At 64.8% G+C, this 22607-nt stretch carries 28 protein-coding genes and 1 pseudogene; 14 read left to right on the top strand and 15 right to left on the bottom strand.

What is annotated here, in order from left to right; translation table 11 throughout:
* Nucleotides 1-8 precede the first annotated feature (8 nt).
* From ACSBOB_RS12395 to lgt, 3 genes are all read right to left on the bottom strand, one after another.
* The gene (locus tag ACSBOB_RS12395; protein WP_442582690.1) at nt 9-812 is read right to left on the bottom strand and encodes a DUF2189 domain-containing protein; all 804 of its coding nucleotides are present in this window, start codon (nt 810-812) and stop codon (nt 9-11) included.
* A gap of 161 nt (nt 813-973) precedes the next feature.
* A complete protein-coding gene (locus tag ACSBOB_RS12390; protein WP_442582689.1) occupies nt 974-2056 on the bottom strand; it encodes a class I SAM-dependent methyltransferase in 1083 nt (360 codons plus the stop codon).
* Nucleotides 2053-2904, bottom strand: a complete 852-nt coding sequence (lgt, locus tag ACSBOB_RS12385) for a prolipoprotein diacylglyceryl transferase (protein WP_442582688.1) — start codon at nt 2902-2904, stop codon at nt 2053-2055. Before lgt ends, ACSBOB_RS12390 begins: the two co-directional genes overlap by 4 nt.
* A gap of 135 nt (nt 2905-3039) precedes the next feature.
* On the opposite strand from lgt, the gene ACSBOB_RS12380 reads away from it, so the two are divergent.
* From ACSBOB_RS12380 to ACSBOB_RS12370, 3 genes are all read left to right on the top strand, one after another.
* On the top strand, nt 3040-3384 hold the full coding sequence (locus tag ACSBOB_RS12380) for an accessory factor UbiK family protein (RefSeq protein WP_442582687.1): 345 nt from the start codon (nt 3040-3042) through the stop codon (nt 3382-3384).
* A 318-nt stretch (nt 3385-3702) separates the two neighbouring features.
* Complete coding sequence (locus tag ACSBOB_RS12375; RefSeq protein WP_442582686.1) at nt 3703-4203, top strand: YbjN domain-containing protein; 501 nt, start codon at nt 3703-3705, stop codon at nt 4201-4203.
* Nucleotides 4204-4206: 3 nt separating this feature from the next.
* On the top strand, nt 4207-4566 hold the full coding sequence (locus ACSBOB_RS12370) for a tRNA-binding protein (RefSeq protein WP_442582685.1): 360 nt from the start codon (nt 4207-4209) through the stop codon (nt 4564-4566).
* Nucleotides 4567-4635: 69 nt separating this feature from the next.
* On the opposite strand, the gene ACSBOB_RS12365 is transcribed toward ACSBOB_RS12370, so the two are convergent.
* Complete coding sequence (locus ACSBOB_RS12365) at nt 4636-4980, bottom strand: hypothetical protein (RefSeq protein ID WP_442582684.1); 345 nt, start codon at nt 4978-4980, stop codon at nt 4636-4638.
* A 162-nt stretch (nt 4981-5142) separates the two neighbouring features.
* Between ACSBOB_RS12365 and ACSBOB_RS12360 the strand changes: the two genes are divergently transcribed.
* Both ACSBOB_RS12360 and ACSBOB_RS12355 read left to right on the top strand, forming a co-directional pair.
* Nucleotides 5143-6207: a DNA topoisomerase IB gene (locus ACSBOB_RS12360; protein ID WP_442582683.1), complete on the top strand. Its 1065-nt coding sequence runs from the start codon at nt 5143-5145 to the stop codon at nt 6205-6207.
* A 66-nt stretch (nt 6208-6273) separates the two neighbouring features.
* Nucleotides 6274-7496: pseudogene (locus tag ACSBOB_RS12355) on the top strand (TMEM43 family protein).
* Here the strand turns inward: ACSBOB_RS12355 and ACSBOB_RS12350 are convergent.
* On the bottom strand, nt 7490-8575 hold the full coding sequence (locus tag ACSBOB_RS12350) for a glycosyltransferase family 4 protein (RefSeq protein ID WP_442583719.1): 1086 nt from the start codon (nt 8573-8575) through the stop codon (nt 7490-7492). The pseudogene ACSBOB_RS12355 and the gene ACSBOB_RS12350 overlap by 7 nt on opposite strands.
* A 221-nt stretch (nt 8576-8796) precedes the next feature.
* Here ACSBOB_RS12350 and ACSBOB_RS12345 point away from each other — a divergent pair, with 221 nt between their 5' ends.
* On the top strand, nt 8797-9084 hold the full coding sequence (locus tag ACSBOB_RS12345) for a type II toxin-antitoxin system RelE/ParE family toxin (protein WP_442582682.1): 288 nt from the start codon (nt 8797-8799) through the stop codon (nt 9082-9084).
* Nucleotides 9085-9369, top strand: a complete 285-nt coding sequence (locus tag ACSBOB_RS12340; protein WP_442582681.1) for an addiction module antidote protein — start codon at nt 9085-9087, stop codon at nt 9367-9369. It begins immediately after the preceding gene.
* Between the two features lie 99 nt (nt 9370-9468).
* Here the strand turns inward: ACSBOB_RS12340 and ACSBOB_RS12335 are convergent, their stop codons facing one another.
* From ACSBOB_RS12335 to ACSBOB_RS12320, 4 genes are all read right to left on the bottom strand, one after another.
* Nucleotides 9469-10887, bottom strand: a complete 1419-nt coding sequence (locus ACSBOB_RS12335) for an ATP-binding protein (RefSeq protein ID WP_442582680.1) — start codon at nt 10885-10887, stop codon at nt 9469-9471.
* 103 nt (nt 10888-10990) lie between these two features.
* Nucleotides 10991-11257 carry a DUF6074 family protein gene (locus tag ACSBOB_RS12330; protein ID WP_442582679.1) on the bottom strand — a complete coding sequence of 89 codons (267 nt, stop codon included), beginning with the start codon at nt 11255-11257 and terminating at the stop codon, nt 10991-10993.
* A 108-nt stretch (nt 11258-11365) separates the two neighbouring features.
* Nucleotides 11366-12070 (bottom strand): response regulator, encoded by a 705-nt coding sequence (locus tag ACSBOB_RS12325; RefSeq protein ID WP_442582678.1) that lies wholly within the window; start codon nt 12068-12070, stop codon nt 11366-11368.
* 1 nt (nt 12071) lies between these two features.
* Nucleotides 12072-12605, bottom strand: a complete 534-nt coding sequence (locus ACSBOB_RS12320; protein ID WP_442582677.1) for a MarR family winged helix-turn-helix transcriptional regulator — start codon at nt 12603-12605, stop codon at nt 12072-12074.
* Between the two features lie 240 nt (nt 12606-12845).
* Between ACSBOB_RS12320 and ACSBOB_RS12315 the strand changes: the two genes are divergently transcribed.
* From ACSBOB_RS12315 to ACSBOB_RS12305, 3 genes are all read left to right on the top strand, one after another.
* Nucleotides 12846-13739 carry a branched-chain amino acid aminotransferase gene (locus ACSBOB_RS12315; protein WP_442582676.1) on the top strand — a complete coding sequence of 298 codons (894 nt, stop codon included), beginning with the start codon at nt 12846-12848 and terminating at the stop codon, nt 13737-13739.
* A 164-nt stretch (nt 13740-13903) separates the two neighbouring features.
* Nucleotides 13904-14188 (top strand): hypothetical protein, encoded by a 285-nt coding sequence (locus ACSBOB_RS12310; RefSeq protein WP_442582675.1) that lies wholly within the window; start codon nt 13904-13906, stop codon nt 14186-14188.
* Nucleotides 14189-14396: 208 nt separating this feature from the next.
* Nucleotides 14397-15038 carry an MBL fold metallo-hydrolase gene (locus tag ACSBOB_RS12305; RefSeq protein WP_442582674.1) on the top strand — a complete coding sequence of 214 codons (642 nt, stop codon included), beginning with the start codon at nt 14397-14399 and terminating at the stop codon, nt 15036-15038.
* A 250-nt stretch (nt 15039-15288) separates the two neighbouring features.
* On the opposite strand, the gene ACSBOB_RS12300 is transcribed toward ACSBOB_RS12305, so the two are convergent.
* The 4 genes from ACSBOB_RS12300 to ACSBOB_RS12285 all read right to left on the bottom strand — a co-directional run bounded on the left by ACSBOB_RS12300 (nt 15289) and on the right by ACSBOB_RS12285 (nt 17746).
* Complete coding sequence (locus tag ACSBOB_RS12300; RefSeq protein WP_442582673.1) at nt 15289-16020, bottom strand: 3-keto-5-aminohexanoate cleavage protein; 732 nt, start codon at nt 16018-16020, stop codon at nt 15289-15291.
* Nucleotides 16021-16207: 187 nt separating this feature from the next.
* Entirely contained in the window at nt 16208-16681 is a 474-nt protein-coding gene (locus ACSBOB_RS12295; protein ID WP_442582672.1) for a BA14K family protein, read from the bottom strand.
* A gap of 217 nt (nt 16682-16898) precedes the next feature.
* Nucleotides 16899-17111 (bottom strand): cold-shock protein, encoded by a 213-nt coding sequence (locus ACSBOB_RS12290; RefSeq protein ID WP_442582671.1) that lies wholly within the window; start codon nt 17109-17111, stop codon nt 16899-16901.
* A gap of 422 nt (nt 17112-17533) precedes the next feature.
* Nucleotides 17534-17746 (bottom strand): cold-shock protein, encoded by a 213-nt coding sequence (locus tag ACSBOB_RS12285; protein WP_308059115.1) that lies wholly within the window; start codon nt 17744-17746, stop codon nt 17534-17536.
* Nucleotides 17747-18151: 405 nt separating this feature from the next.
* Between ACSBOB_RS12285 and ACSBOB_RS12280 the strand changes: the two genes are divergently transcribed.
* The gene (locus ACSBOB_RS12280) at nt 18152-18724 is read left to right on the top strand and encodes a Kazal-type serine protease inhibitor family protein (RefSeq protein ID WP_442582670.1); all 573 of its coding nucleotides are present in this window, start codon (nt 18152-18154) and stop codon (nt 18722-18724) included.
* 71 nt (nt 18725-18795) lie between these two features.
* Here the strand turns inward: ACSBOB_RS12280 and ACSBOB_RS12275 are convergent, their stop codons facing one another.
* Nucleotides 18796-19134, bottom strand: a complete 339-nt coding sequence (locus ACSBOB_RS12275; protein WP_442582669.1) for a hypothetical protein — start codon at nt 19132-19134, stop codon at nt 18796-18798.
* 193 nt (nt 19135-19327) lie between these two features.
* The gene (locus ACSBOB_RS12270) at nt 19328-19711 is read right to left on the bottom strand and encodes a hypothetical protein (RefSeq protein WP_442582668.1); all 384 of its coding nucleotides are present in this window, start codon (nt 19709-19711) and stop codon (nt 19328-19330) included.
* 102 nt (nt 19712-19813) lie between these two features.
* On the opposite strand from ACSBOB_RS12270, the gene ACSBOB_RS12265 reads away from it, so the two are divergent.
* From ACSBOB_RS12265 to ACSBOB_RS12255, 3 genes are all read left to right on the top strand, one after another.
* Entirely contained in the window at nt 19814-20416 is a 603-nt protein-coding gene (locus tag ACSBOB_RS12265; protein WP_442582667.1) for a TetR/AcrR family transcriptional regulator, read from the top strand.
* A 235-nt stretch (nt 20417-20651) separates the two neighbouring features.
* Nucleotides 20652-21446: a peptidoglycan editing factor PgeF gene (gene pgeF, locus ACSBOB_RS12260; RefSeq protein WP_442582666.1), complete on the top strand. Its 795-nt coding sequence runs from the start codon at nt 20652-20654 to the stop codon at nt 21444-21446.
* Nucleotides 21446-22597, top strand: a complete 1152-nt coding sequence (locus tag ACSBOB_RS12255; protein ID WP_442582665.1) for a M24 family metallopeptidase — start codon at nt 21446-21448, stop codon at nt 22595-22597. Before pgeF ends, ACSBOB_RS12255 begins: the two co-directional genes overlap by 1 nt.
* The last annotated feature ends 10 nt before the right edge of the window (nt 22598-22607 follow it).

Below are 22607 nucleotides of genomic sequence, written 5' to 3'. Positions count from 1 at the left end.
GGGGCCTCTCACTCACGCGGCGGCTCGACCACCTTGCGGTACAGGTGCCACGTCGCATGAGCGAGCACCGGGATGACGATGATCAGCCCGGCGAAGACCGGGATCGAGCCGAGGGCAAGCAGCGCCGCGACGAGCAGCCCCCACCCCATCAGGGCGACCGGATTGGCGACTACCGCCCGGAAGGAGGTGGCCATCGCCTCGTAGGCGCCGACATCGCGGTCGAGCAGCAGCGGGAAGGCGATGACCGTCGTGCACAGCACGACCACCGCGAAGACGAACCCGACGAGGCCGCCAATGAGGATGAGCTGCCAGCCTTGCGGCGTCGTCAGCACGTCGGACAGGAATGTCGCCAGCGAGGCGGGCGCCACGTCGCCATAGATCGCGATGTAGATGGCGCGGGCGGCGAGCAGCCAGGCGATAAACACCGCGAACAGGAAAAAGCCGACCGCCGCGATCGCCGGAACGGCCGGCGAATGGCGCACGTCGAAGGCGTGGTGCCAGGACGTGTCCAGCCCCGCCTCGCGCCGCCGGCTGATCTCGTAGAGGCCGATGCCGGCGAACGGGCCGATCAGCGCGAAGCCCGACATCAGCGGGAACAGCATCGGCAGCGCATTGTTGCCGGAGGTCCAGGCCGCCAGCACCACGCCAACCAGCGGGTAGACGATACAGAGGAAGACGACGTGCGACGGCTTTGCCATGAAGTCGGCAAAGCCACGCCGCAGCGCGTCCCCCAGGTCGGCAAAGCCGATTTTTCGGATGTCGGGGTGGACGATCCTGTCGCCGGCGCCCGCGATGACATGAAAACTCGCCATGACCGTTCCTCCTGTCAGGTTCGGAGCGGTCGCGTCACGGCGGGCCGTGCCCAGGTCGGTCGGCCACGTCGAACGCGACCCATGACGGTGACCATAGCGCAATCGCGAGGATTCTCGCAGCCATTTGTGGAAAAGGCCGTCACGAAAGCGGGAGCGGGCTGCTACCCGTCGAAGGGCGGCACCGAAACGCCGCGCGGCAGGATGGCGAGGACCTTGAACAGGTCGCCCATCTGGTCCGGGCCGGCGAGCCGTTCCACGGCGGCGCGGATCTCTTCTCGCTTCGCCTCGGTGGCGTTGGCGCCGAGCCGGCCGGCCCGTTCCAGCAGGCCGAGGCCCAGCAGGAACTGACCCTGCGTCGTCAGGTGAGCGTCCAGTCCCGCCGCGCGCGCGGTTTCTGCAAGCGCGGAAAAGTCGACATGCGAGGTGAGGTCGGCCTCGCCGGGGTTTTCCAGCACGTCCTCCGGCCGGTGTTTTCGAACCGCCTGCAGCGTGTCGCCGAAGCCGGACGAAAGATGCCCGTAGTCGATGAACAGCCCTGCCCCGCCCCGGTCGGCGATCCGTTCCGCAATCTTCTGCATCAGCGCCGTGCGCACCGGCGCAGCCTCGAAGATCGTGCCTTCCCCGGCTGCCCCGGCATCCGGCGGCAACAGCGACGGGTCGAACGAGCCGGCGCCCGCGACGAAAAACAGGCGATCCTGCCCGTCCAGCCCGATCATGCGCTCGCGCCAGGCGCCGCCTGTCTTCACATATTGCCGCATCGGGATCGCGTCGAACAATTCGTTGCCGACGATGAACAGCGGACCGTCCGGCAATTCGTCGACGCTCCTTGCCCAGTCGAAGCGGCCGCCGGCGCCTTCCAGCGTCTTCGCCTGAACGGCGGTCAGCTTCGGACTGGTCTCGACGAGGGTGAAACGCGCGGCGAGCCGCAAATCCGGTTCAAGCTTGTCCAGCGTGCGAACAATGTCCCTGGCGAGCGTGCCGCGTCCCGGCCCGATCTCGGCAATCACCGGCCGCGCCGGCCGCCCGAGCGCCCGCCAGGCAAGCACCAGCCAGACGCCGACCGCCTCGCCGAACATCTGGCTGATTTCCGGCGCGGTGGTGAAGTCGCCGTCGCGGCCGAAAGGATCGCGCGTCATGTAGTAGCCGTGCGTCGGATCGGAGAGGCAGAGCGAAAAATATTCGGCGACGCTGATCGGCCCCAGCGCCTCGATCAGGTCGACGATGCGCTCCTTCAGCGCGTTCATGCCGGCTTGGGCGTGTCCATCCGCCGCGCCGTCGCCATCGCCCAGACGCCGGCAAGCACCATCGGCACGGACAGCACCATGCCCATGGTGAGCCAGCCGCCGAAGAGATAACCGAGCTGGGCATCGGGCTCGCGGAAGAATTCGACGAAGATGCGGGCACAGCCGTAGAAGGCGACGAAGGCGCCGGCCACGAAACCCGGGCTCTTCAGCTTGAGGAAGACATGCGTCAGGATGCGCAGCAGCAAGAACAGCACGAGCCCTTCCAGCAGCGCTTCGTAGAGCTGGCTCGGGTGGCGGGTGAACGGCCCGCCATTGGGGAATTCGAAGGCCCATGGCACATTGGTCACCCTGCCCCACAGTTCGGAATTGACGAAATTGGTGACGCGCACCAGCCCGAGCGCCACCGGCACGCTGGCGGCGATCACATCGAACAGCGTCCAGACGCGGATGCCGCGGGAGCGCGCGAACAGGATCATCGCCAGCGTCGTGCCGGCGAAGCCGCCATGGAAGGACATGCCGCCCTGCCAGACGGCGAAGATGTCGAGCGGGTTCTGCAGATAGCGGGCAAAATCGTAGAACAGCACGTAGCCGACGCGCCCGCCGAGCACGATGCCGACCGCCGCCCAGACGAGGAAGTCGTCCAGATCCTCCGGACGCATCGGCCGTTCGCCATGGGGCCACAGGCGCTGGTTCGAGACCAGCCGCTTCGAATACCACCAGCCGAACAGGATGCCGACGATATAGGCGACGCCGTACCAGTGGACCGCCAGCGGCCCGAGCCGCACGATGACCGGGTCGATATCGGGGAACGGCAGCGCCGCGAGCGGCAGGACAATGGAATCGATCAAGACGGTCTCGCGGTCGGGGACGGAGCGCGCGGACCATGATGCAGGCTTCGGGCAGGGTCAAGGCAAGGCGCGATATGCGCCTTGCAATGACGGCGGCGCGGGATTACCTCGATGGAAACGATCGGAGGCCTTGCCATGACGACCGGACCCAACCGCATCCTCGACGAATTTGCCAAGCTGATGACAGACGCCGCCGGAGCCGCGCAGGGCGTGCGCCGCGAGGTGGAGACGGCCTTCCGCGGCCAGGCCGAAAAGATTCTGAACACCATGGACGTGGTGCAGCGCGAGGAGTTCGAGGCGGCGCGCGACATGGCGGTGAAGGCTCGCGCCGAGAACAAGAAACTCGCCGCCCGCATCGACGCGCTCGAGGCAAGGCTGGCCGGCCTGGAGAGCGACGCCGGGAAAATCCCCGGCGAGGAGCCGCTGGAGGAGCCCAAAGGCCGGACCAGACGCGCCGCCAAGACCGATCCCCAGAAATAATTCGTTAAAATTTTCCACAGCCGGTTGTTCAAAAAAGCGCTTTCTCCTGAATCGCTTATGCGGATTGCGTGAATCTTTTCCGCAGCACCTGTCCACAGGCCGGCGGCCCTCCCCTAAAAAAGGGACTGGTCACGGGACTCGCGATCAATACACTGAATTTACTGCATGATTCGGGGCGGGCTCATGCGCCGGCACAAAAGGTGCGGCGTTGGTCGAGTTGCGCCGGCGTACCATTCCGGACTGTTCAGTGACGAAGATCGCCCACCATCCAGCCGTTGCCGGACTTTCCGGTCTACGGGGAACGACAGGATTAGCCTCATGGAACTGGTCGAACTCGACGTCTCCCGCGACATCCACCCCGTCGACGTGATCGAGCAGGTCGCACACAACAACGACTGGGCGTTCGAGCGCACCGGCGACGACGAGATCGCCATCTCGGTCGTCGGCAGCTGGACCGACTATCACGTTTCCTTCTCGTGGATGGAGGATTTCGAGGCGCTGCATCTGGCCTGCGCCTTCGACATCAAGGTTCCCGAGGCGCGCACGCTGGAGGTCATGCGCCTTTTGTCGCTGATCAACGAGCAATTGCTGTTCGGGCATTTCGACTTGTGGGAGCAGGAAGGCGCAATCATGTTCCGCCAGTCGCTGCTGCTGGCCGGCGGCGTCGAGCCCTCCAGCCAGCAAGTCGAAGTGCTGCTCTCCAGCGCGCTCGAAGCCTGCGAATGCTACTTCCAGGCGTTCCAGTTCGTCGTCTGGTCGGGAACCTCGGCCAAGGACGCGCTGGCCGGCGTGCTGTTCGAGACGATGGGCAACGCCTGAGACATGCATGACAGCGGACCGGTCAAGCCCGAAATCTCCTTCGCGGATTTCGACAAGGTCGACATCCGCGCCGGCACCATCGTCGAGGCCGAGCCCTATCCGGAAGCCCGCAAGCCGGCGATCAAGCTGAAGATCGATTTCGGACCGGCGATCGGCGTGAAGCGGTCCTCGGCGCAGATCACCAAATATTATGCGCCGGAGACGCTGGTCGGCCGGCAGGTTCTTGCAGTGGTCAATTTCCCGCCGCGCCAGATCGGCAAATTCCTGTCGGAAGTGCTGACGCTGGGCTTTCCCGACGAGGAAGGCGCGGTCGTGCTCGGCGCCATCGACCTGAAAGTGCCGGACGGCGGCCGGCTGTTCTGACGCCGTTCTCTTTGCAAGGCGCCTGCGTTTGAGGCGTCTGCGCGCTGGCTTATGCCGAGGCGGCATATTTCAAATATCCGGCGCGTTGCCAATCTTCTTCTTGAGCTCCAGCGCCCACGCCCTGCCCTCGTCGCCGCCCCATAGCAGCCAGGCGATGTAGCCGGCCGACGGATTGGCGTCATTGCCATAATTCTTGCCGCGCTTGTCGACCTCGTGGCGGGCGAAATAACTCACCATGCGGCGGATGACCGAAGGGGCGACGGGACGGCGCGACATCAGTTCGCGCGCGCGGCCGACGCCGATCTCCGTGCCGCCACGGCCGAATTTTTCGCGATAGGCGAGGCCGCGTGCAGCGTTGTCGGCCACCACCTGCGGGCAGACGAGGTCGATATCATCGTCGTCGGTTTTCGACATGAACGCTCCAGTCGGGGTTCGACAGCACAGCTCGATACGAGAAGGGTGCCCGAACGGATGACCCGGCCGGATCATTTCCCGGTGGCCGGCACCGATTTTCGATGTCGAGGAACAAGTTCCGCACAGCCCGAGTTTTGAGAACGGCAAAGCGAGGAGCGGTGAATGTTGAAGCGGGTGGAGGAACGGGCGCTGCGGCCGGAGCCGTGGGCGTCAGCGAGGGAAGCAGCACTGCTCCATGTCAGCGACGAGGAACCCGGCATCCGGCGGCGACGCTCGGGAAAAGGGTTTTCGTATCGCGATGCCGCCGGCAAACCGGTGGCTGACGCCAAAACCCTCGACCGCATAAAATACCTGGCGGTCCCGCCCGCCTGGACCGATGTGTGGATAGCTCCCAGCGAAAAGGGCCATATCCAGGCGACCGGCCGCGACGTGAAGGGCCGCAAGCAATACCGCTATCACGAGCGCTGGTCGCTCTGCCGCGACGAGGCGAAGTTCTCCAGTCTCGCCGCCTTCGCCGACGCGCTGCCGGCGTTGCGCACCCAGGTCGATGCCGACCTGCGCCGCCGCAGTTTGCCACGTGAAAAGGTGGTCGCCTCGATCGTCTGGCTGCTCGACAACACGATGATCCGCGTCGGCAACGCCGCTTATGCCCGCGACAACAAGAGTTTCGGCCTGACGACGCTGAAGAACCGCCATGTCGAAGTGGAAGGCTCGCGGCTGCGCTTCGCCTTCAAGGGCAAGTCGAACAAGGAATGGCGCATCCAGCTTGTCGACCGCCGCATGGCCAGGATCGTCCGGCTTGTCCAGGAACTGCCGGGCCAGCAACTGTTCCAGTATGTCGACGCCGACGGCGAACGGCGGAAACTGGGCTCGCAGGACATCAACGACTATATCCGCGAGGCCTGCGGCCAGGATTTCACGTCAAAACATTTCCGCACCTGGGGCGGCACGATCCATGCCGCCTCGCTGTTTGCGCAGACGCCCGTTCCCGAGGCAGTGGCGACGCGCAAGCGCATCATGAACAGCGTGATCGACGTGGTTGCCGCGCGGCTCGGCAATACACGCGCCGTTTGCCGTTCCTGCTACATCCACCCCCGCGTGCTGGAGGGCTGGTCGGAAGGCCGCCTGGCAGGCGAACTGTCGCAGGCGCGGCGGTCCCGCAGGAAAGTGCCCGAGGGCCTGGACGAGGAAGAGGCGATCGTCCGCAACTGGCTCGCTTCGGCATAGCGTCGTCCCGCAAGCCACAATGATGGTGTTGGTCGGGCGCGCCATGCGATTGCTTCCCGGCTAAAAATGCCCGATATGCGCGGGAAATCGCGCGCGGGGGCAACAATGAGCGATTCTTTCCGGGAAGTGACCTCGACCTCGTGGTTCGGCCGCATTGGCCGCTCGGTCGGCGGGTTTTTCATCGGCCTGCTGCTGATCGTCGGCATGGTCGTGTTGCTGTTCTGGAACGAGGGGCGCGCCGTCACCACCGCCAAGGCGCTGGCCGAGGGCGCAAGCGCAGTCGTATCCATCCAGCCGGATGCGGTCGACGCGGCCAACGAAGGAAAGCTCGTGCATGTCGGCGGCAAGGCGACGACGGGTTCGACGCCTGCCGATCCCGATTTCGGCATTTCCGCGCCGGGCCTCAGGCTCGAACGCTCCGTCGAGATGTACCAGTGGAAGCAGGATTCGAAATCCGAGACGAAGACCAAGCTCGGCGGCGGCGAGGAAACGGTCACCACCTACACCTATTCGAAGGACTGGTCGGACCGGCCGATCGATTCCAGCGGTTTCAAGCAGCCCTCCGGCCATTTCAACCCGTCGATGGAGATCCGCGACCGGCAGTATCAGGTGCCGCAGGCGCAACTTGGCGCCTTCACCCTCGACAAGCCGGTGCTCGACCTGGTCGGGGGCGAGGAGCGGCTGTCCGTAGCGCCGAACCAGTTGGGCACGGTGCAGTCCGCGTTCCAGGGCACGTCCAAGGTGAGCATCGTCGATGGCCGCATCTATCTCGGCCGCAACCCGGCCTCGCCGGCGGTCGGCGACTACCGCGTCTCCTATTCGCTGGTGCCGGCCGGCGACCTCAGCATCATCGGCAAGCAGGCGGGCAACAAGTCCAGCCCTATGCGACGAAGGCCGGCCGCGACCTGCTGATGGTCGACAGCGGGCTGGTGTCCGCCGACAAGATGTTCGCCGAGGCAGTGGCCGAGAATACGATGATCACCTGGCTCTTGCGCGCCGTCGGCCTGCTCCTGCTGTTCTTCGGCTTCTCGCTGCTGCTGGGGCTGCTCGGCGTGATCGCCGACGTCATTCCCTTCCTGGGCAGCATCGTGCGGCTGGGCACCGGCGTGCTGGCCTTCGTGCTGGCTCTGCTGGTCGGCGTGACGACGATCGCGGTCGCCTGGTTCTGGTACAGGCCGCTGCTGTCGATCGTGCTGGTGGCGATCACGCTGGGTGTCGCCTACCTGCTGTCGCGCCTGGGTAAAGCCAGGGCGCCGGCGCCTGTCGCCGCGCCTGCCCCCACTCAGTAGGAGGGCGCCGCCTCCCCCGCCGGCAGCGGCGCGGACTGCTCGACATGCGCGGCCCGCACATGCCGCATGAACAGCGCCGCGCTGGCTGCCCAGCTGTAGGTCGAAGCCTTGCGCCGTGCCGTCTCGCGATCGATGTCGAGCGCGGCGATCGCCGCTTCGCGAAGGTCGTCGGAGAGCACGCCGCCGATACCGTCGGCGAAGACATCGGCAGGGCCGGTGACGTTGTAGGCCGCGACCGGCAGGCCGCTGGCCAGCGCCTCCAGCAGCACGATGCCGAACGTGTCGGTGCGGCTCGGGAAAACGAAGACGTCGCAGGAGGCGTAGAGATTGGCGAGGTCCTCGCCCGTATGCATGCCGAGGAAATGCGCGTCGGGATAACGCTCCTTCATCGACGCCAGACCGGGCCCGTCGCCGACCACCACCTTGCTGCCCGGCAGGTCGAGGTCGAGGAAGGCGGGCAGGTTCTTCTCCACCGCGATCCGCCCCACCGACAGGAAGATCGGCCGCGGCAGGTCGAGCACCGGCTTGCGGTCCGGCCGATAGAGTTCGGTATCTACACCGCGCGTCCACAGCCGCACATGCTCGAACCCGCGCGCCGTCAGTTCCTTCGCCAGCGACGGCGTCGCCACCAGCGTGCCCGCGCCGGAATTGTGGAAGCGCCGCAGCCGCCGGTAGATCCAGCTTTCCGGGATCGGGACGCGCGCCCGCACATATTCGGGAAAGCGCGTGTGGTAGCTGGTGGTGAAGACCAGCCCCCGCTTGAGGCAGTGCCGGCGGGCAAGCAGGCCCAGCGGCCCTTCGGTGGCGATATGGATATGGTCGGGCCGGAACGCCTCGATCCGCCTGCCCACCCTGCCGGGCGTCGCCAGCGCCAGCCGGATGTCGGGATAGGACGGCATCGGTATGGTGCGGAACTCCTGCGGCGTCAGGAACTCGACGATGTTGCCGGTGGCGACCAGATTGTCGGCGAGATGCTGCAGCGTGCGCACCACGCCGTTGACCTGCGGATGCCAGGCATCGGTGACGATCAGGATGCGGCTGAAGCCAGGATCGCCAGGCGCGGCAACGAGAGTGTCCATCGGCTCCGGTCCGGCATTGGCGGTGGGCGCAGCATGCGATCGCATGCCGGGCTTATTGTGCAGATTCGATGACAGGGGGATGACACCGGGATCGCCTGCTTCGGTGACTTGGCGCCCGGGGGTTGTCGGGACGGCAATGCGCACGCGGAACAGCTCATGTTGCCGTGAACTATTTTTCACATCACAATTGACGCGAACCGATCGTAAACTATAATTCACGCATGATAGAAGTGCGTAAAACCGCCGCGTTCGTTGAATGGCTGAAGGGCCTCAAGGACGTTCGCGCCGCTGCCCGCATTCAAGTTCGCATCGACCGGGTGGAATTGGGCAATCTCGGCGACGCCAAGTTTTTTGACGGCATTGGTGAGTTGCGTGTCGACTACGGTCCTGGCTACCGCATCTATTTCGTCAAGCGTGGAAACACGGTCGTCATCCTGCTCTGCGGCGGCGACAAGTCTTCGCAGAACAAGGACATCAAGAAAGCCGTCACCATGGCAAAGGAGATTTAAATGCCGCTCGAAACAACCAAGTGGGATGCCACTGAATTTCTCAATGACGAAGAGACGATCTTTGCTTACATCGAGGCTGCCTTCGAGGATGGCGATCCTGCTGTGATCACCAAGGCTCTCGGCAATGTTGCAAGAGCACGAGGCATGACCTCCATCGCCAAGGAGGCTGGCGTTACACGCGAAGCGCTGTACAAGGCGCTGAATGAGAACGGCGACCCCAGATTATCCACGCTTGCGGGAGTAACCAAGGCTTTGGGGTTCAAGCTGACGGTCACTCCAGCCTGATAAGCAAAAACCGGGCTCCGCGGATCGATTGAAGTACAATCGATCACTGACAGAACGCGCTCCAAACCGCGCGTCGAGCACTTACGTCAGCTCATCCACCTACGCCGGCACCCGTAATATCACCCGCAGCCCGCCGAGCGGGCTGTCGTCGAGCCAGATGTCGCCGCCATGGCTGCGCGCGATGTCGCGGGCGATCGACAGGCCGAGCCCGGTGCCGCTGGCGTCGAGGTTGCGGGCGTTGTCCAGCCGCACGAACGGCTTGAACACCTCTTCCCGCTTGTCGGCCGGGATGCCGGGGCCGTCGTCGTCGATGACGACGCGCAGCGTGCCGCGCGTATGGGTGGCCTTGACGTCGATATTTTTGGCGTAGCGGAAGGCGTTGCCGGTGAGGTTGGCGAGCAGCCGGCCGAAGGCGTTCGGCCGCACATGAATCTCGGTCGCCCCGGTCAGCGCCGTCGTCAGCTTGCGCTTGCGCAGCTTGGCTTCGTCGCCGAGCTTGTCGAAATAGGCGGCGAGGTCGAAGCGGCCGGGATCCTCAAGCGCATCGCCGCGCGCGAAGGACAGATAACCCTCCAGCATCGCCTGCATGTCGTTGACGTCCTGGTTCAGCGCCTCCACGTCCACCTTGCGGCCGCTCAGCGCCAGCTGCAGCTTGAAGCGCGTGAGAATGGTCCTGAGATCGTGGCTGACGCCGGTCAGCATCGCCGTGCGCTGCTCGATCTGCCGCTCGATGCGCTCGCGCATCTGGATGAAGGCGAAGCCGGCGCGCCGCACCTCTTCCGCGCCGCGCGGCCGGAAATCGGGGGGCAGCGGCCGTCCCTTGCCAAAACTTTCCGCCGCCTCGGCGAGTTTCGTGATCGGCTTCACCTGGTTGCGCAGGAACGGAATGGCAATGCCCAGAAGCAGCAGCGACGTGCCTACCATCCAGACCAGGAAGATGTGCGAGTTGGACGCATAGGCCTGGTTGCGGCGCACGAACACCCGCAGCACATTGTCGTCGAGCTGTATGCGCAGTTCGACGATCCTGGAATCGCCCACCGTGTCGATCCAGAAGGGCCGGTTGATCTGGCTCCTGATCTCTTCCGAAAGTGCCTGGTCGAGGATCGAGAAGAACGGTTTTGGGCCAGGCGCCGGCAGCGGTCCGGGCGGCAATATGTCGACCTTCATGTCGAGCCGGTCCTGCGCGATGCGGGCAAGATCGGAATAGTCGCCGTCCGGATGCGGAAAAGTCTCGGCCAGGTCGATGATCGCAGCGATGTCGCGCACCACAGCCGTCGACAGCCGCTGCGTCACCATCTGCCAGTGGCGCTCCATGAACACCAGCGTGATCACCGACTGCAAGATGATCATCGGCGCGACGACGATGATCAGCGAGCGCGAATAGAGCCGCTTCGGCAGGTAACGCGAAATCGGCCGCCAGACGAGGCAGTCCCAATGGTGGCGCACGCGGTTGTAGACGTGCCGCGCACGAAAGAGCCAGTCCGCAACAACCGTCCGTTCGGCTTCCGAAGTCGACATCGCCTCTTTTCCGATGCCGGCCGGGCCGCCGGCCAACTCCTATTCTACTGCGGAGAGGACCGGGAGGGAACCGCCATGCGTCAGACCGGCGAAATTGTCGATGTCAGGCCGTCACGATCGACCGCCGCTCGGCCATTTCCTTGCGGAACTCGACCTGGACCGCCTCGAAAAAACGCAGCACCTCGACGCGCGCCGTTTCCATGTCGCGGCCCTGCTCGACAAGGTCCTGCAGCAGCGTTCGCGCCGTCGTCCGCCAGTAACCGTTGGCGTCCTCGCCGTTCAGCCCCGACAGCTCCGCCGCCGTGCGCCGCACCAGCGCGGTCCGCCTGTCGATCGGAAAGCCGAACAGCCGCGCCGATTGGTCATGCATGAATGATCCCCACTCCCCTACGCGCGGCGAATCAAAACCAGCCGCGTCGCCAGACTGCTTGGCGGGTTCAAACAAATGCTTAATGGCGGCGTTGCGGACCGCCGATCGCTATTCGACGCTCAGCCGGTAGCCAACGCCGCGCACCGTCTGCAGCCAGACCGGATTGGCGGGATCGCGTTCGATCTTGCGGCGCAGGCGGTTGATCTGCACGTCGATGGTGCGCTCGCTGACGTCCGATTCACCGGCCACCAGCTCATGCCGGGGAATGGTCTCGCCGGCGCGCGCTGCGAAGATCGCCAAAATCTCCTGCTCGCGGTCGGTCAGCTTCAGCGGCTCGCCGCCTTTCTTCAGCTCGCGCCGCGCGATCTGGAACGTGTAGGGGCCGAACACCAACTGCTCGACCTTCGGCGTCGCCGAAGGGCCGCCGCGACGCAGGATGTTGTTGATGCGCAGGATCAGCTCGCGCGGGTCGAACGGCTTTGGCAGGTAGTCGTCGGCGCCTGCCTCCAGCCCGGCGATGCGGCTGTCGGTCTCCGACAGCGCGGTCAGCATCAGGATCGGCACCGACTTCTCGGCGCGTAGCGACCTGGTGAGGTCGACGCCGGTCTCGCCCGGCATCATCACGTCGAGGATGAGCAGGTCGAAGTCGAGACCTTTCAATTGACGCCGCGCCTCCTCGGCATTGCCGGCGACGGTGATGCGAAAGCCGTTCTCGGTGAGATACTGCTTGAGCAGGTTGCGGATGCGCGTGTCGTCGTCGACCACCAGCAGATGCGGCGCGTCGTCGCCCGGCGCAGAAGAAATGTCGGCCATCTCAGCCATCCCCCTCGGTTGCATCCTGTCGCCGGTCGGCCAGCCGGTCGATCTGCGGCCTGAGCTCGGCGTTGACCATCGCCTTGAGAAAGCCTTCGACGGTCTGGCGTTCGCCCGTGCTGATTGCCCTCAATGCGGCATCGATGCGGCGCGACTGTGGCCGCGCAAGATCGAGCGCCAGCTGCCTTCCCTTCTGGGTCGGATAGAGTTCGCGCTGCCGCCGGTCGCGTGGCCCCGGCACCTGGATGATGTGGCCGGCGTCGATCAATTGCTTGAGCACCCGCGCCAGGCTCTGCTTGGTGATCTGCAGCACGTCCAGCAGTTCGGCAACCGTAAGTCCCGGCTTACGATTTACGAAATGCAGTACGCGGTGGTGAGCGCGGCCGAAGCCATAGGTTTCGAGGATCTGGTCGGGATCGGACGTGAAATCCCTGTAGGCGAAGAAGAAAAGCTCGATGATGGACAGGTCGATGCCGTCCTCGCCGGACAGCGGCGTGCGGATCGGCTTGACGGTCGGTTGGGTTCGATCTGGCATGCGTTTCCTGATTCGATCGGAATTTACGTCAGCTTTATTGACATAATTTTCGAGGGCTGGTAATTTTTGGCAAGCTTTTCGCTCGATTGCGAACGAAAACGAAAGCCGGCGCCGAATTTTCCGACGCTTCCTGAGTTTGCCACAGCAGACCCGCGGGCTTATTCTTTCCAAGCAAGGGCAGCCGCCGCAGGCGCCGACCCTGAAGAAAACAACACGGGCTCCGGTCCGAGGGAGGCAGAAATGGCATCCGTTCCTTTCGATCAACTCGACGGCTTTATCTGGATGAATGGCGAATTCGTCAAATGGGCGGACGCCAAGATCCATGTGCTGACCCACGGCCTGCATTATGCGAGCGCCGTGTTCGAGGGCGAGCGCGCCTATGGTGGCGAGATCTTCAAGCTGACCCAGCACACCGAGCGCCTGCATGAATCGGCGCGCATCCTCGGCTTCACCATACCCTACAGCGTTGCGGAGATCGACGACGCCTGCCGCGAACTGCTCAAGAAGCAGGGCTTTTCCGACGCCTATATCCGGCCGATCGCCTGGCGCGGCAGCGAGCAGATGGGCGTGTCGGCGCAGAGCAGCAAGATCAACTGCGCCGTCGCCATCTGGCAGTGGCCGAGCTATTTCGACCCGGCGCAGAAGATGAAGGGCATCCGCCTGGACATCGCCGAATGGCGCCGGCCCGACCCGCGCACCATTCCTTCGAGGGCGAAGGCCGCCGGCCTGTACATGATCTGCACGCTGTCCAAGCACGCGGCCGAGGCCAAGGGCTACGCCGACGCGATGATGTTCGACTGGCGCGGCTACGTCGCCGAGGCCACCGGCGCCAACATCTTCTTCGTCAAGGACGGCAAGATCCACACGCCGCTGCCCGACTGCTTCCTGAACGGCATTACCCGCCAGACCGTGATCGTGCTGGCCCGCCAGCGCGGCCTCGAGGTTATCGAGCGCCATATCCAGCCAGAGGAACTGGAAGGTTTCGAACAGTGCTTCCTGACCGGATCGGCCGCCGAGGTCACCCCCGTTGCCGAGATCGGCCCCTACAACTTCCAGCCGGGCGAGATCACCCGGACGCTGATGAACGACTATTCGGCCGCAGTGCAACCGAAGCGGGCGATCGCCGCGGAGTGAATCGCGGGGCCGAAATCGGCCTTTCGCCCCAATTTTGACACCAAAACCGGTGGACGGCAGGCGCCGTCCACCTCGCATTTCATCAATCGAATTGACTGCGACATCAATCCGATGTCTCTCTTTGGTTGCCGGCACATGCCGGAGGTCCGAGGAGGGAATTGGACATGGAAGCACTTCTCCCTATCATCATCCAGGCAGTGACCGGCGCGATCGGCGGGCTCGGCGTCAGCGCGGCGATGAAACAGGCCGCGATGAGCACAGTGACCAAAGTCATCTCCGGCGTGATCGGCGGCGTTGCCGGCGGCCAGATCCTGACCAACGTGCTGAGCGATCCGGCTGTCCAGGGCGCGATGTCGGGCGTACTCGGCGACGGGGTTGGCGGTCTCGTCGGCGGCGGCGTGCTGACGGCAATCGTCGGCATGGTGATGAAGTCGATGAACAAGGCTTGAGGTTACAATCCTTGCCAGGGCAAGGCGCCCGCGCCTTGCCCGTCACGCGGTAGACTGCCCGCCGAGACCGCTGACCTCGGAGAGTTTTGTTTTGAACGAAAGTTGACGCGGGTTCCGCGCGCAAGCCCTCTCCGACGCTTTCCATTCGTCACGCTCCGTTGCATAGGAACGGTCGAGCCAAAGATGGGTTCGGCATGCGAGGAGCAGCATGGGTAATCTGAACGCCGGGATCGTTCCCGTCACCCCTTTCGCGCAGAATTGCACGATCCTCTTCGACGACGAGACCAAGGAAGGCGTGGTCGTCGATCCGGGCGGGGATGTCGACCGCATCCTCGCGGCCATCCGCGACAATGGCTTCACCATCAGGCATATCTGGATCACCCACGGCCATATCGACCATGCGGGCGGGGCCATGGATCTGAAGGACGCGCTGGGCGTGGAGATCGTCGGCCCGCACGAGGCCGACCGGTCGCTGCTTTCCAATCTGGAACAGCAGGCGGTACGGTTCGGATTGTCCGGCAACGTCCGCAACTGCGTGCCCGACCGCTATCTCGCGGAGGGCGAGACGGTCTCCTTCGGCGAACACGTCTTCGAGGTGCTGCATTGCCCGGGCCACGCGCCGGGACACGTCGTCTATTTCAACCGCGCCGCGAAATTCGCGCATGTCGGCGACGTGCTGTTCCACGGCTCGGTCGGACGCACCGACCTGCCTGGCGGCAACCACGCCACACTGATCGCCTCGATCAAGAACAAGCTGCTGCCGCTCGGCGACGATATCGGCTTCATCTGCGGCCACGGTCCCGGCGGCCGCTTCGGCGAGGAGCGGCGGGGGAATCCGTTTCTGGTTTAGGGGAGTAGGGGAGTAGGGGAGTAGGGGAGTAGGGGAGTAGGGGAGTAGGGGAGTAGGGGAGTAGGGGAGTAGGGGAGTAGGGGAGTAGGGGAGTAGGGGAGTAGGGGAGTAGGGGAGTAGGGGAGTAGGGGAGTAGGAAGAAAGCGCGATTGCACAAGGCGGTCAACAGATCGCAGCGACTGCTTTTCCGTGAGCTTCCACGCAGACGTCGGGGGAATGGTCAAACCTACTCCCCTACTCCCCTACTCCCCTACTCCCCTACTCCCCTACTCCCCTTAAAAATCTCCACCGCGGCCACGACCAGCGCCGCGTTTCCCGATGCGACGCTGCCGTCGGGGAGCATGCGGCAATCCTCCAGCCCTACCCGCGTCGACCATCGCCGTTCGGCGGCAAGCTCCGCGAAGCGCCACACGGTGGCGTTCTCGCCATGCAGCAGGATCGGCTTGCGTAGGCCGGCCCTCTGCAGCACGGCATGGATGCCGTCCGCGACCGACCTTGCCGCGTCGAATTCCTGCTCCGAGATTTCGATAAGGATGCGGAAGATCGGGTTGCCGTCGTCCAGTCCGACCAGGCGCTCGGCATCCGCCACCGACGCCAGCCCGGCCTCCACGCCGACGCCGCGCCGTCGCAGCCGCTCCATGACATCCGGAGCGTCATTTTCGGAAAGGTTCACCGAGGCGTAATCCGGCAGTTCGGTCCAGCCGTCGATCGCCAAGCGCGTGCGTGCTTCGTCGCCCTCGATCCAGGCGCCCGTCGACACGCCGACCAGCGTGCCGGGACATGCCCGCCGGATCAACGGGATCGTGGCGTCGATGGCCGCAAGGCTTTCCCTGCCGTCCGGCCCGCGCGGGTGAATGTGCAGTTCGGCTGCGCCGGCCGCGACGCATGCGGCGGCGTCCCGCGACATCGCTTCCGCCGTGAGCGGCAGCACCGGATGAAAGCTGGCGGCACGCGCGCCGTTGATGCAGGCCTGGACAATCATTTGCGGTACCGGCTTCAAGTTCGGCGCAGCTTAGCCAAAGCCGATGCGGCGGGACAGAAGCGCCGGGATCGTAGCTGACGCATCCTGCCGTCAGGGGAGGCGCCTGCCTGCCGCCGGCAGCGCGGCGACAGCGGAAACACGAAAGGCGCCGCCGTTCGGCGACGCCCCTGCTTCGGTGCTTGAAGGATCAGTTGGCCTGGCAGAAATGCTGGCGGCCGTCATAGCCGGTGAACGTGCCGGTGCTTGGATTGAACGACCGGTAGCGACCTTCGCAATAGTCGTACCAGCCGGGCGACCAGGGCTCCAGCGCGCCAGCGGCGTAGACGACATCCGGCTCTTCGACATAATAGCCACGGTCCGGCGCCGGACGCGGGCGCGGCTCGCGATAGACGCGGACCCTCTCGCGATAGACCGGCTCGCCATAGACCGGCTCCGGCTCGTAGTACCGCGGCGCAGGAGCGGTCGCGATGCCGGCGGCGATTGCGCCGACCGCCAGCCCCAGCACGCCGGCGGCCACAAGATCGCCGTTCGAGTTGTAATTGTAGTGGCGATAATTGTTGTGCCGCCTCCAGCCATCGCCGGCCTGCGCGGCCGGCAGGGCGGACAGCGTGGTGGCCGTGACCGCAAGGCCCAGCACGGCGGTTTTCAGCAAACGGTTCATTTCGATCTCCTTCGACCGCGGGCGGCAATCGGGCACCGCCCTGTGTCGGATGAAAGCAATAGGGCGGTGTACCTGAATGCAGCCTGAACGCCGGGTCAGGCGGAATGATGTCCGCAGTTCCTCACGCGGCCCGACCGTCCCGGCCTCCGCCGATGTTCAAAACGCCATGACTTTCATACGCCACGATATCGGGCCGGGGCGGCGGTTGCCGCCCGGTTCAGCCGACGGAAAGGTTGACCGCCTTGGGGCCTTTGCCGCGCTTGTCGGGCTCGGTGTCGAAACTCACCTTCTGGCCGTCCTCCAGACCCGGCAGCCCCGAAGCCTGCACCGCCGAAATATGAACGAACACGTCCTTGGCGCCATCGTCGGGCGTGATGAAACCGAAGCCCTTTGCGTGGTTGAAGAACTTGACGGTGCCGTGTTGCGGCATGGGTAACTCCTTATGACCCCAAATAAAGAGAAGTCCGGCGGGGTCCTCGCCCGCGCGGTTCCCGGTCATTCGGCAAGGAGAAGAAACTGACTGGTCGCGCCGGGGCCTGGCCAGTGCCCTCTTTGTATGCTGCCCGCGATTCGTCGGCGCTTTCAGCAAGCGGCCGCCGCATGCCATTCCCGTCTCCGGGCCCGCAAAATGCCCGAGATCGAGATTAGTCCTTCATTTTTAGGAAAGGGGCAAGCGAAAGTTTTCCCCGCCCGCACCACTGCGCGACGAAGTTGCCGGGAATATAAAAGTGCATCGGCAGGATCAGCCGGGAAGACCGGTTCAGGCGCCGCAGGAGTGGTTCAGATACAAAATAGGCGCGGCGGTCAAACCGCCACGCCGCGCTTGTCGTTAGGCCACTTGACAGGCGCGGATCAGGACGCGCGCAGGTTGACCGCCTTCGGCCCCTTACCCATGCGGTCCGGCTCGACGTCGAAGGAAACCTTCTGGCCGTCGACCAGCGTGCGCAGGCCGGACTTTTCGATCGCCGAGATGTGCACGAAAACGTCCTTGGCGCCGCCGTCCGGCGTAATGAAGCCAAAGCCTTTGGTAGCATTGAAGAACTTGACGGTTCCCGTCTGGGACATGGGGGAAAGCTCCTTCACCCGTTGCGGTTTTCCCGGCGCGTATCCCGTGGGCCCGGAATTCCGACGCCGTCATCAGCTTGGCGACCACGCAATCTGCCCCCCGCCAACCGGGGGCCGTCAGATATTCACAGTATTCGGGGAAAGGTTTCGTCCAAAAACGGTCCAGTCTCCGGGTGCGCAAATGCCCGAACACGAAATGTATCGCATGGAAATGCTCTATTCGCAAGCCACAGGCCAGTGTTGTCAGGACTTGGCGCCCAGACCGCCGCCGGGAGCGTTTTGAGAGAATACAGGTTCGCGCTACGGACGTGGCCACGTGCATGGGGATTGCATTCGCATCCGAAATGGCGATCATCGCCGAGAGGATCGGCATCGCCGTCATCGGATTCGAACGGGAGGACGGCTATGTATATGGTGCCGAAGATCAGGCTTCGCGATGCGATTCTCGCGCTGGCGCTGGTCGTGCTCGCCGCATGTACGGTGGTCGTCGACGAGGACCGACCCGGCCCCCGGCCTGTTCCGGATGGCGGCTTCTGCACGCGCGAATACGATCCCGTCTGCGGCCGGCGCCACGGCGACCAGCGCACCTTCGCCAACGCATGCATGGCCGACAATGCCGGCTTCCGCGTCGTGCGCCGCGGCGAATGCCGCCGCAACGACGATCGCGACGAACCCCGCGCCTGCACCCGCGAATACGATCCCGTCTGCGCGCGGCGCGGCGGCGACCGCCAGACCTTCTCCAATGCCTGCGTCGCCGAGGCCGCCGGCTACCGCGTGCTCGACCGCGGCGAATGCCGGCGCGGTGGCGGTGGCGGTGGCGGTGGCGGTGGCGGTGGCGGTGGCGGTGAAGAGCCTCGCTTCTGCACGCGCGAATACAAGCCCGTCTGCGCGCGGCAAGGCGGCAATGTCCGCACCTTCCCCAATGCCTGCGAGGCAGAATCCGCCCGTTACCGGATCGTCAGCAACGAACCCTGCTGATCGATATCCTCCCCTAGGCCAGCGAGTCGGTACGGCAGGTCAACGCCCGCCGCGCTCCTGCCGCATCAAAGTCAGTTGCTGCGGCTGACGACGCGCACGGCACAGTCCCGGCCGACATGACGATGCCAGACCTGCACGCCGCGTATGCGGTGGAGACGCACGTCGCGGTGGCAGTCTGCAATCACCGCGCCGCCGCCGCTGGCGCGGATCGGAAAGCAGTCGCGGTTGTGGTAGTGGCGCACCGGACGTCCATATTCAGGCACATAGTGGCGGCGGACATCGGCATGGCAGCCGCCCGCCGGGATGACAGCAGGTTCGCCCGTGTCAGGCACGAACGGCGCGGCCGGACCGGCAGTGGCGCTGCCGAGGGCGGGCAGCAGCATCGCGGCGGCGACCAGAAATCTCTTCATGGATGTTCCTTCGGGGATGAGCGGCGCCCTGACGCATACCATGACGAGCGCGGTCGCGGCGCATACCAACATTCACGGCGGTTAATGGACCATTGAATCGCGCAACAGACGCAGACTTTCCCAATAGCGCGCAAGCGATTCATGATTGCGACGCGGCGCTAAAAATCCGGACGACCCACGCCGCGCAAAGCCGTCAATCTGCAAAGGCGGAGACGTGTTCCGGCTCGGTCACGACTAGCCTGTCCCCGGATCGGGCGATTTCGACACTTCGCCCGAACCCGCCAGGCTGGCCCGGCACCGAGATCGTGGCGGACTGGTTGTCGGCCAGCGTGGTCGAGAAGCGGATCGCTGGGCCGCCCTCGCCATCCGAGACCGTCGCCACGACCCGGTAGCCGTCCTTTTCGCTGGTATAATAGACCACGCCATGAAAATCGCCGAGGTCCACGCTTTCGCCCGCGACAGGCGTCAGTTCCGCGGCGTGCAGGGGCGAGGCGGCGGTGGCGAGGCCGAACGCCATCAGAGCGCCGATCAGGCTGAGCAATTTGTTTCCGGGGTTTGTCGAATTCATCCATTTCATGGTTCTGCTCCAATGTTGACAGTGGCAACTTCCGGGCATTGACATAGGCTCGTAAGTAGGCGATGTCAACATATGTTTTCACTGACAACTTCGTGAGGCAGAATGCCGGACTCCTCGACCCGCCCCTATCATCACGGCGACCTGCGGCGCACGATCATCGAGACCGCCATGGGCATGCTGCACGAGGACAAGGGCTGGCAGTTCACGCTGCGGGAAGTGGCGCGCCGCGCCGGCGTCAGCCACGCCGCCCCCTACAAGCACTTCCCGGACAAGGCCGCGCTGCTTTCCGAAATGGCGCTGCTCGGCTTCGACCGGCTGCGCGAGGCAGCGATCAAGGCAAGGCCGCCGCACCCCGTATCCCTGCGTGACGAATTTCTTGCCATGACGCGCGCCTATGTGCAGTTCGGGACATCCAATCCGGCGCTCTACCGGCTGATGTTCAGCGGGGATGCCGGAAAGGCGGCGGATGTGCATCTGAACCAGAGAGCGCTTGCCGCATTCGCCGTGATCATCGAATTGCTGGAGCGGGGACAAGCCGAAGGGGTGCTGCGCAAGCGCGACGTGCGCGGCCAGGCCGCCGCCGCCTGGGCGCAGATGCATGGCATGACGATGCTGAGCATCGACGGGCTGCTTCTGTCCGAAAAACTTGGCCCGAATCCCCTGGACGCGGCCGTCGCCACGCTGCTCGAAGGACTGCAGACCTGACTTCGCGAGACATTTGCCAGACATGCGGCGAGCATCCCCGCGACCGGACGCCACCGCTGTTTCACTTCGGACGAACACACGCCCCACCCTGATCCGCGCCACCTCCGCAGCCTGACCGGCGACCGGTTGACTCGCTCGCACGGCTGGCTCACTTTCCGCCCGCCGGGGGGACCGGAGGATCGCATTGCGGATTTCGCCTTGACGGTCCCCATGCTCACGGACGACAAGGCGGCGCATGACAGATTTGGACAAGCCCGATCCGCTGCGCTCGCCCCTGCTCGACGAAGCGCGGCCGCGCGGCATCCGGCACGGCTTCTTCACCCGCAAGGGTGGCGTCTCCGAGGGCATCTACCGCGGCCTCAACATCGGCAACGGCTCAGCCGACGACGCGGAAAAGGTTGCCGAGAACCGCCGCCGCGTGGCCGAATGGATGGGTGTGGCCCCCGACGCGCTGCTTTCCGTCTACCAGATCCATTCCCCCGACGTCATCGTGGCGACCGGCCCCCTTCCCTCGCCGCGTCCGCAGGCCGACGCGATCGTCACCGACCGGCCCGGTCTCGCGGTGGGAGCGAGCTCGGCAGATTGCGGGCCGGTGCTGTTCGCCGACGCGGAGGCGCGCGTCATCGGCGCCGCCCACGCCGGCTGGAAGGGCGCCTTCACCGGCGTCCTGGAAAACACCGTCGACGCCATGGAAAAGCTCGGTGCGTCGCGCGGGCGCATCGTGGCGGTGCTCGGCCCCTCGATCGGCCCGAAGAACTACGAGGTAGGTCCGGAATTCGTTGACCGCTTCGTCGAGGCCGATGCGGGCAACGCCATCTATTTTGAACCGTCCAGAAAACCGGGCCACGCTCTGTTCGACTTGAACCGCTATACCGTCGACCGCTTGCGAAAAGCTGGCGTAACGGCGGAAGCGCTCAACCGCTGCACCTATGCCGAGGAAGACCTGTTCTTCTCCTACCGCCGCACGACGCACCGCAAGGAAGCGGATTACGGCCGGCTGATTTCCGCGATCGTTCTGGAGGACGTGTGATGGCCCTGCATTTCGAGCGATCCGAATTCGACGCCCGCCGCGACCGGCTGATCATCGAGATGGCGGAAAAGAAAATCGACGCCATGCTGCTGTTCGCGCAGGAAAGCATGTATTGGCTGACCGGCTACGACACGTTCGGCTTCTGCTTCTTCCAGTGCCTGGTGCTGAAGTCCGACGGCTCGATGGTGCTGCTCACCCGCTCCGCCGATCTCAGGCAGGCGCGGCACACCTCGACCATCGACAACGTCGTCGTCTGGCTCGACCGCGAGAAGGCCAATCCGGCGCTCGACCTGCGCAATTTGCTCAACGACCTCGGCCTGCTCGGTGCCCGCATCGGCGTCGAATACGACACGCACGGCCTGACGGCCTTCAACGGAAGGCGGCTCGACGAGCAGCTTTCGACCTTCGGGCAGATCGTCGACGGCTCCGGCATCGTCGCGCGCTTGCGGCAATTCAAGAGCCCTGCGGAAGTGGCGAAGGCGGAGCGTGCCGCCGCCCTGTCCGACGAGGCGCTGGACGCGGCACTTCCGTTGATCGTCCAGGGCGGCGACGAGGGCGCGATCCTGGCTGCCATGCAGGGCGCGGTCTTTGCCGGCGGCGGCGACTATCCGGCCAACGAATTCATCATCGGCTCGGGCGCGGACGCCCTGCTCTGCCGCTACAAGGCGGGTCGGCGGAAACTCACCAAGAACGACCAGCTGACACTGGAATGGGCGGGCGTCTTCCATCACTACCACGCACCGATGATGCGCACGGTGCTGACCGGCAAGGCCTCGAAGCGGCACCAGGAGCTGTTCGAAGCGGCTCGCGACGCGCTGACCGCCGTAGAAAAGGCGATGGCGCCCGGCAACAATTTCGGCGACGTGTTCGACGCCCACTCCCGCACGCTCGAGGCGCATGGCCTCACCAGGCACCGGCTGAACGCCTGCGGCTATTCGGTCGGCGCCCGCTTCACGCCGAGCTGGATGGACACGCCGATGTTCTACCAGGGCAATTCGGAACCCATCGCGCCCAACATGACGCTGTTCGCCCACATGATCATCATGGATTCCGAGACCGAGACGGCGATGACGCTGGGTCGCACATACCTGACCACCGAAACGCAGCCCAAGCCGCTTTCCCGCCATGATCTCGACTTGATCGTGAAGTGAATCGGCAGTC

The organism is Mesorhizobium sp. KACC 23794 (genome assembly GCF_052180275.1).
Lineage (GTDB): Bacteria > Pseudomonadota > Alphaproteobacteria > Rhizobiales > Rhizobiaceae > Kumtagia.
This window is presented reverse-complemented; position numbering and strand designations above follow the sequence as displayed.

Bases quoted from the DNA above. Each gene is read 5' to 3' on its own strand.
- ACSBOB_RS12395 (WP_442582690.1), bottom strand. From the start codon at position 812: ATGGCGAGTTTTCATGTCATCGCGGGCGCCGGCGACAGGATCGTCCAC.
- ACSBOB_RS12390 (WP_442582689.1), bottom strand. From the start codon at position 2,056: ATGAACGCGCTGAAGGAGCGCATCGTCGACCTGATCGAGGCGCTGGGG.
- ACSBOB_RS12380 (WP_442582687.1), top strand. From the start codon at position 3,040: ATGACGACCGGACCCAACCGCATCCTCGACGAATTTGCCAAGCTGATG.
- ACSBOB_RS12375 (WP_442582686.1), top strand. From the start codon at position 3,703: ATGGAACTGGTCGAACTCGACGTCTCCCGCGACATCCACCCCGTCGAC.
- ACSBOB_RS12370 (WP_442582685.1), top strand. From the start codon at position 4,207: ATGCATGACAGCGGACCGGTCAAGCCCGAAATCTCCTTCGCGGATTTC.
- ACSBOB_RS12365 (WP_442582684.1), bottom strand. From the start codon at position 4,980: ATGTCGAAAACCGACGACGATGATATCGACCTCGTCTGCCCGCAGGTG.
- ACSBOB_RS12360 (WP_442582683.1), top strand. From the start codon at position 5,143: ATGTTGAAGCGGGTGGAGGAACGGGCGCTGCGGCCGGAGCCGTGGGCG.
- ACSBOB_RS12350 (WP_442583719.1), bottom strand. From the start codon at position 8,575: ATGGACACTCTCGTTGCCGCGCCTGGCGATCCTGGCTTCAGCCGCATC.
- ACSBOB_RS12345 (WP_442582682.1), top strand. From the start codon at position 8,797: ATGATAGAAGTGCGTAAAACCGCCGCGTTCGTTGAATGGCTGAAGGGC.
- ACSBOB_RS12340 (WP_442582681.1), top strand. From the start codon at position 9,085: ATGCCGCTCGAAACAACCAAGTGGGATGCCACTGAATTTCTCAATGAC.
- ACSBOB_RS12335 (WP_442582680.1), bottom strand. From the start codon at position 10,887: ATGTCGACTTCGGAAGCCGAACGGACGGTTGTTGCGGACTGGCTCTTT.
- ACSBOB_RS12330 (WP_442582679.1), bottom strand. From the start codon at position 11,257: ATGCATGACCAATCGGCGCGGCTGTTCGGCTTTCCGATCGACAGGCGG.
- ACSBOB_RS12325 (WP_442582678.1), bottom strand. From the start codon at position 12,070: ATGGCCGACATTTCTTCTGCGCCGGGCGACGACGCGCCGCATCTGCTG.
- ACSBOB_RS12320 (WP_442582677.1), bottom strand. From the start codon at position 12,605: ATGCCAGATCGAACCCAACCGACCGTCAAGCCGATCCGCACGCCGCTG.
- ACSBOB_RS12315 (WP_442582676.1), top strand. From the start codon at position 12,846: ATGGCATCCGTTCCTTTCGATCAACTCGACGGCTTTATCTGGATGAAT.
- ACSBOB_RS12310 (WP_442582675.1), top strand. From the start codon at position 13,904: ATGGAAGCACTTCTCCCTATCATCATCCAGGCAGTGACCGGCGCGATC.
- ACSBOB_RS12305 (WP_442582674.1), top strand. From the start codon at position 14,397: ATGGGTAATCTGAACGCCGGGATCGTTCCCGTCACCCCTTTCGCGCAG.
- ACSBOB_RS12300 (WP_442582673.1), bottom strand. From the start codon at position 16,020: ATGATTGTCCAGGCCTGCATCAACGGCGCGCGTGCCGCCAGCTTTCAT.
- ACSBOB_RS12295 (WP_442582672.1), bottom strand. From the start codon at position 16,681: ATGAACCGTTTGCTGAAAACCGCCGTGCTGGGCCTTGCGGTCACGGCC.
- ACSBOB_RS12290 (WP_442582671.1), bottom strand. From the start codon at position 17,111: ATGCCGCAACACGGCACCGTCAAGTTCTTCAACCACGCAAAGGGCTTC.
- ACSBOB_RS12285 (WP_308059115.1), bottom strand. From the start codon at position 17,746: ATGTCCCAGACGGGAACCGTCAAGTTCTTCAATGCTACCAAAGGCTTT.
- ACSBOB_RS12280 (WP_442582670.1), top strand. From the start codon at position 18,152: ATGTATATGGTGCCGAAGATCAGGCTTCGCGATGCGATTCTCGCGCTG.
- ACSBOB_RS12275 (WP_442582669.1), bottom strand. From the start codon at position 19,134: ATGAAGAGATTTCTGGTCGCCGCCGCGATGCTGCTGCCCGCCCTCGGC.
- ACSBOB_RS12270 (WP_442582668.1), bottom strand. From the start codon at position 19,711: ATGAAATGGATGAATTCGACAAACCCCGGAAACAAATTGCTCAGCCTG.
- ACSBOB_RS12265 (WP_442582667.1), top strand. From the start codon at position 19,814: ATGCCGGACTCCTCGACCCGCCCCTATCATCACGGCGACCTGCGGCGC.
- pgeF (WP_442582666.1), top strand. From the start codon at position 20,652: ATGACAGATTTGGACAAGCCCGATCCGCTGCGCTCGCCCCTGCTCGAC.
- ACSBOB_RS12255 (WP_442582665.1), top strand. From the start codon at position 21,446: ATGGCCCTGCATTTCGAGCGATCCGAATTCGACGCCCGCCGCGACCGG.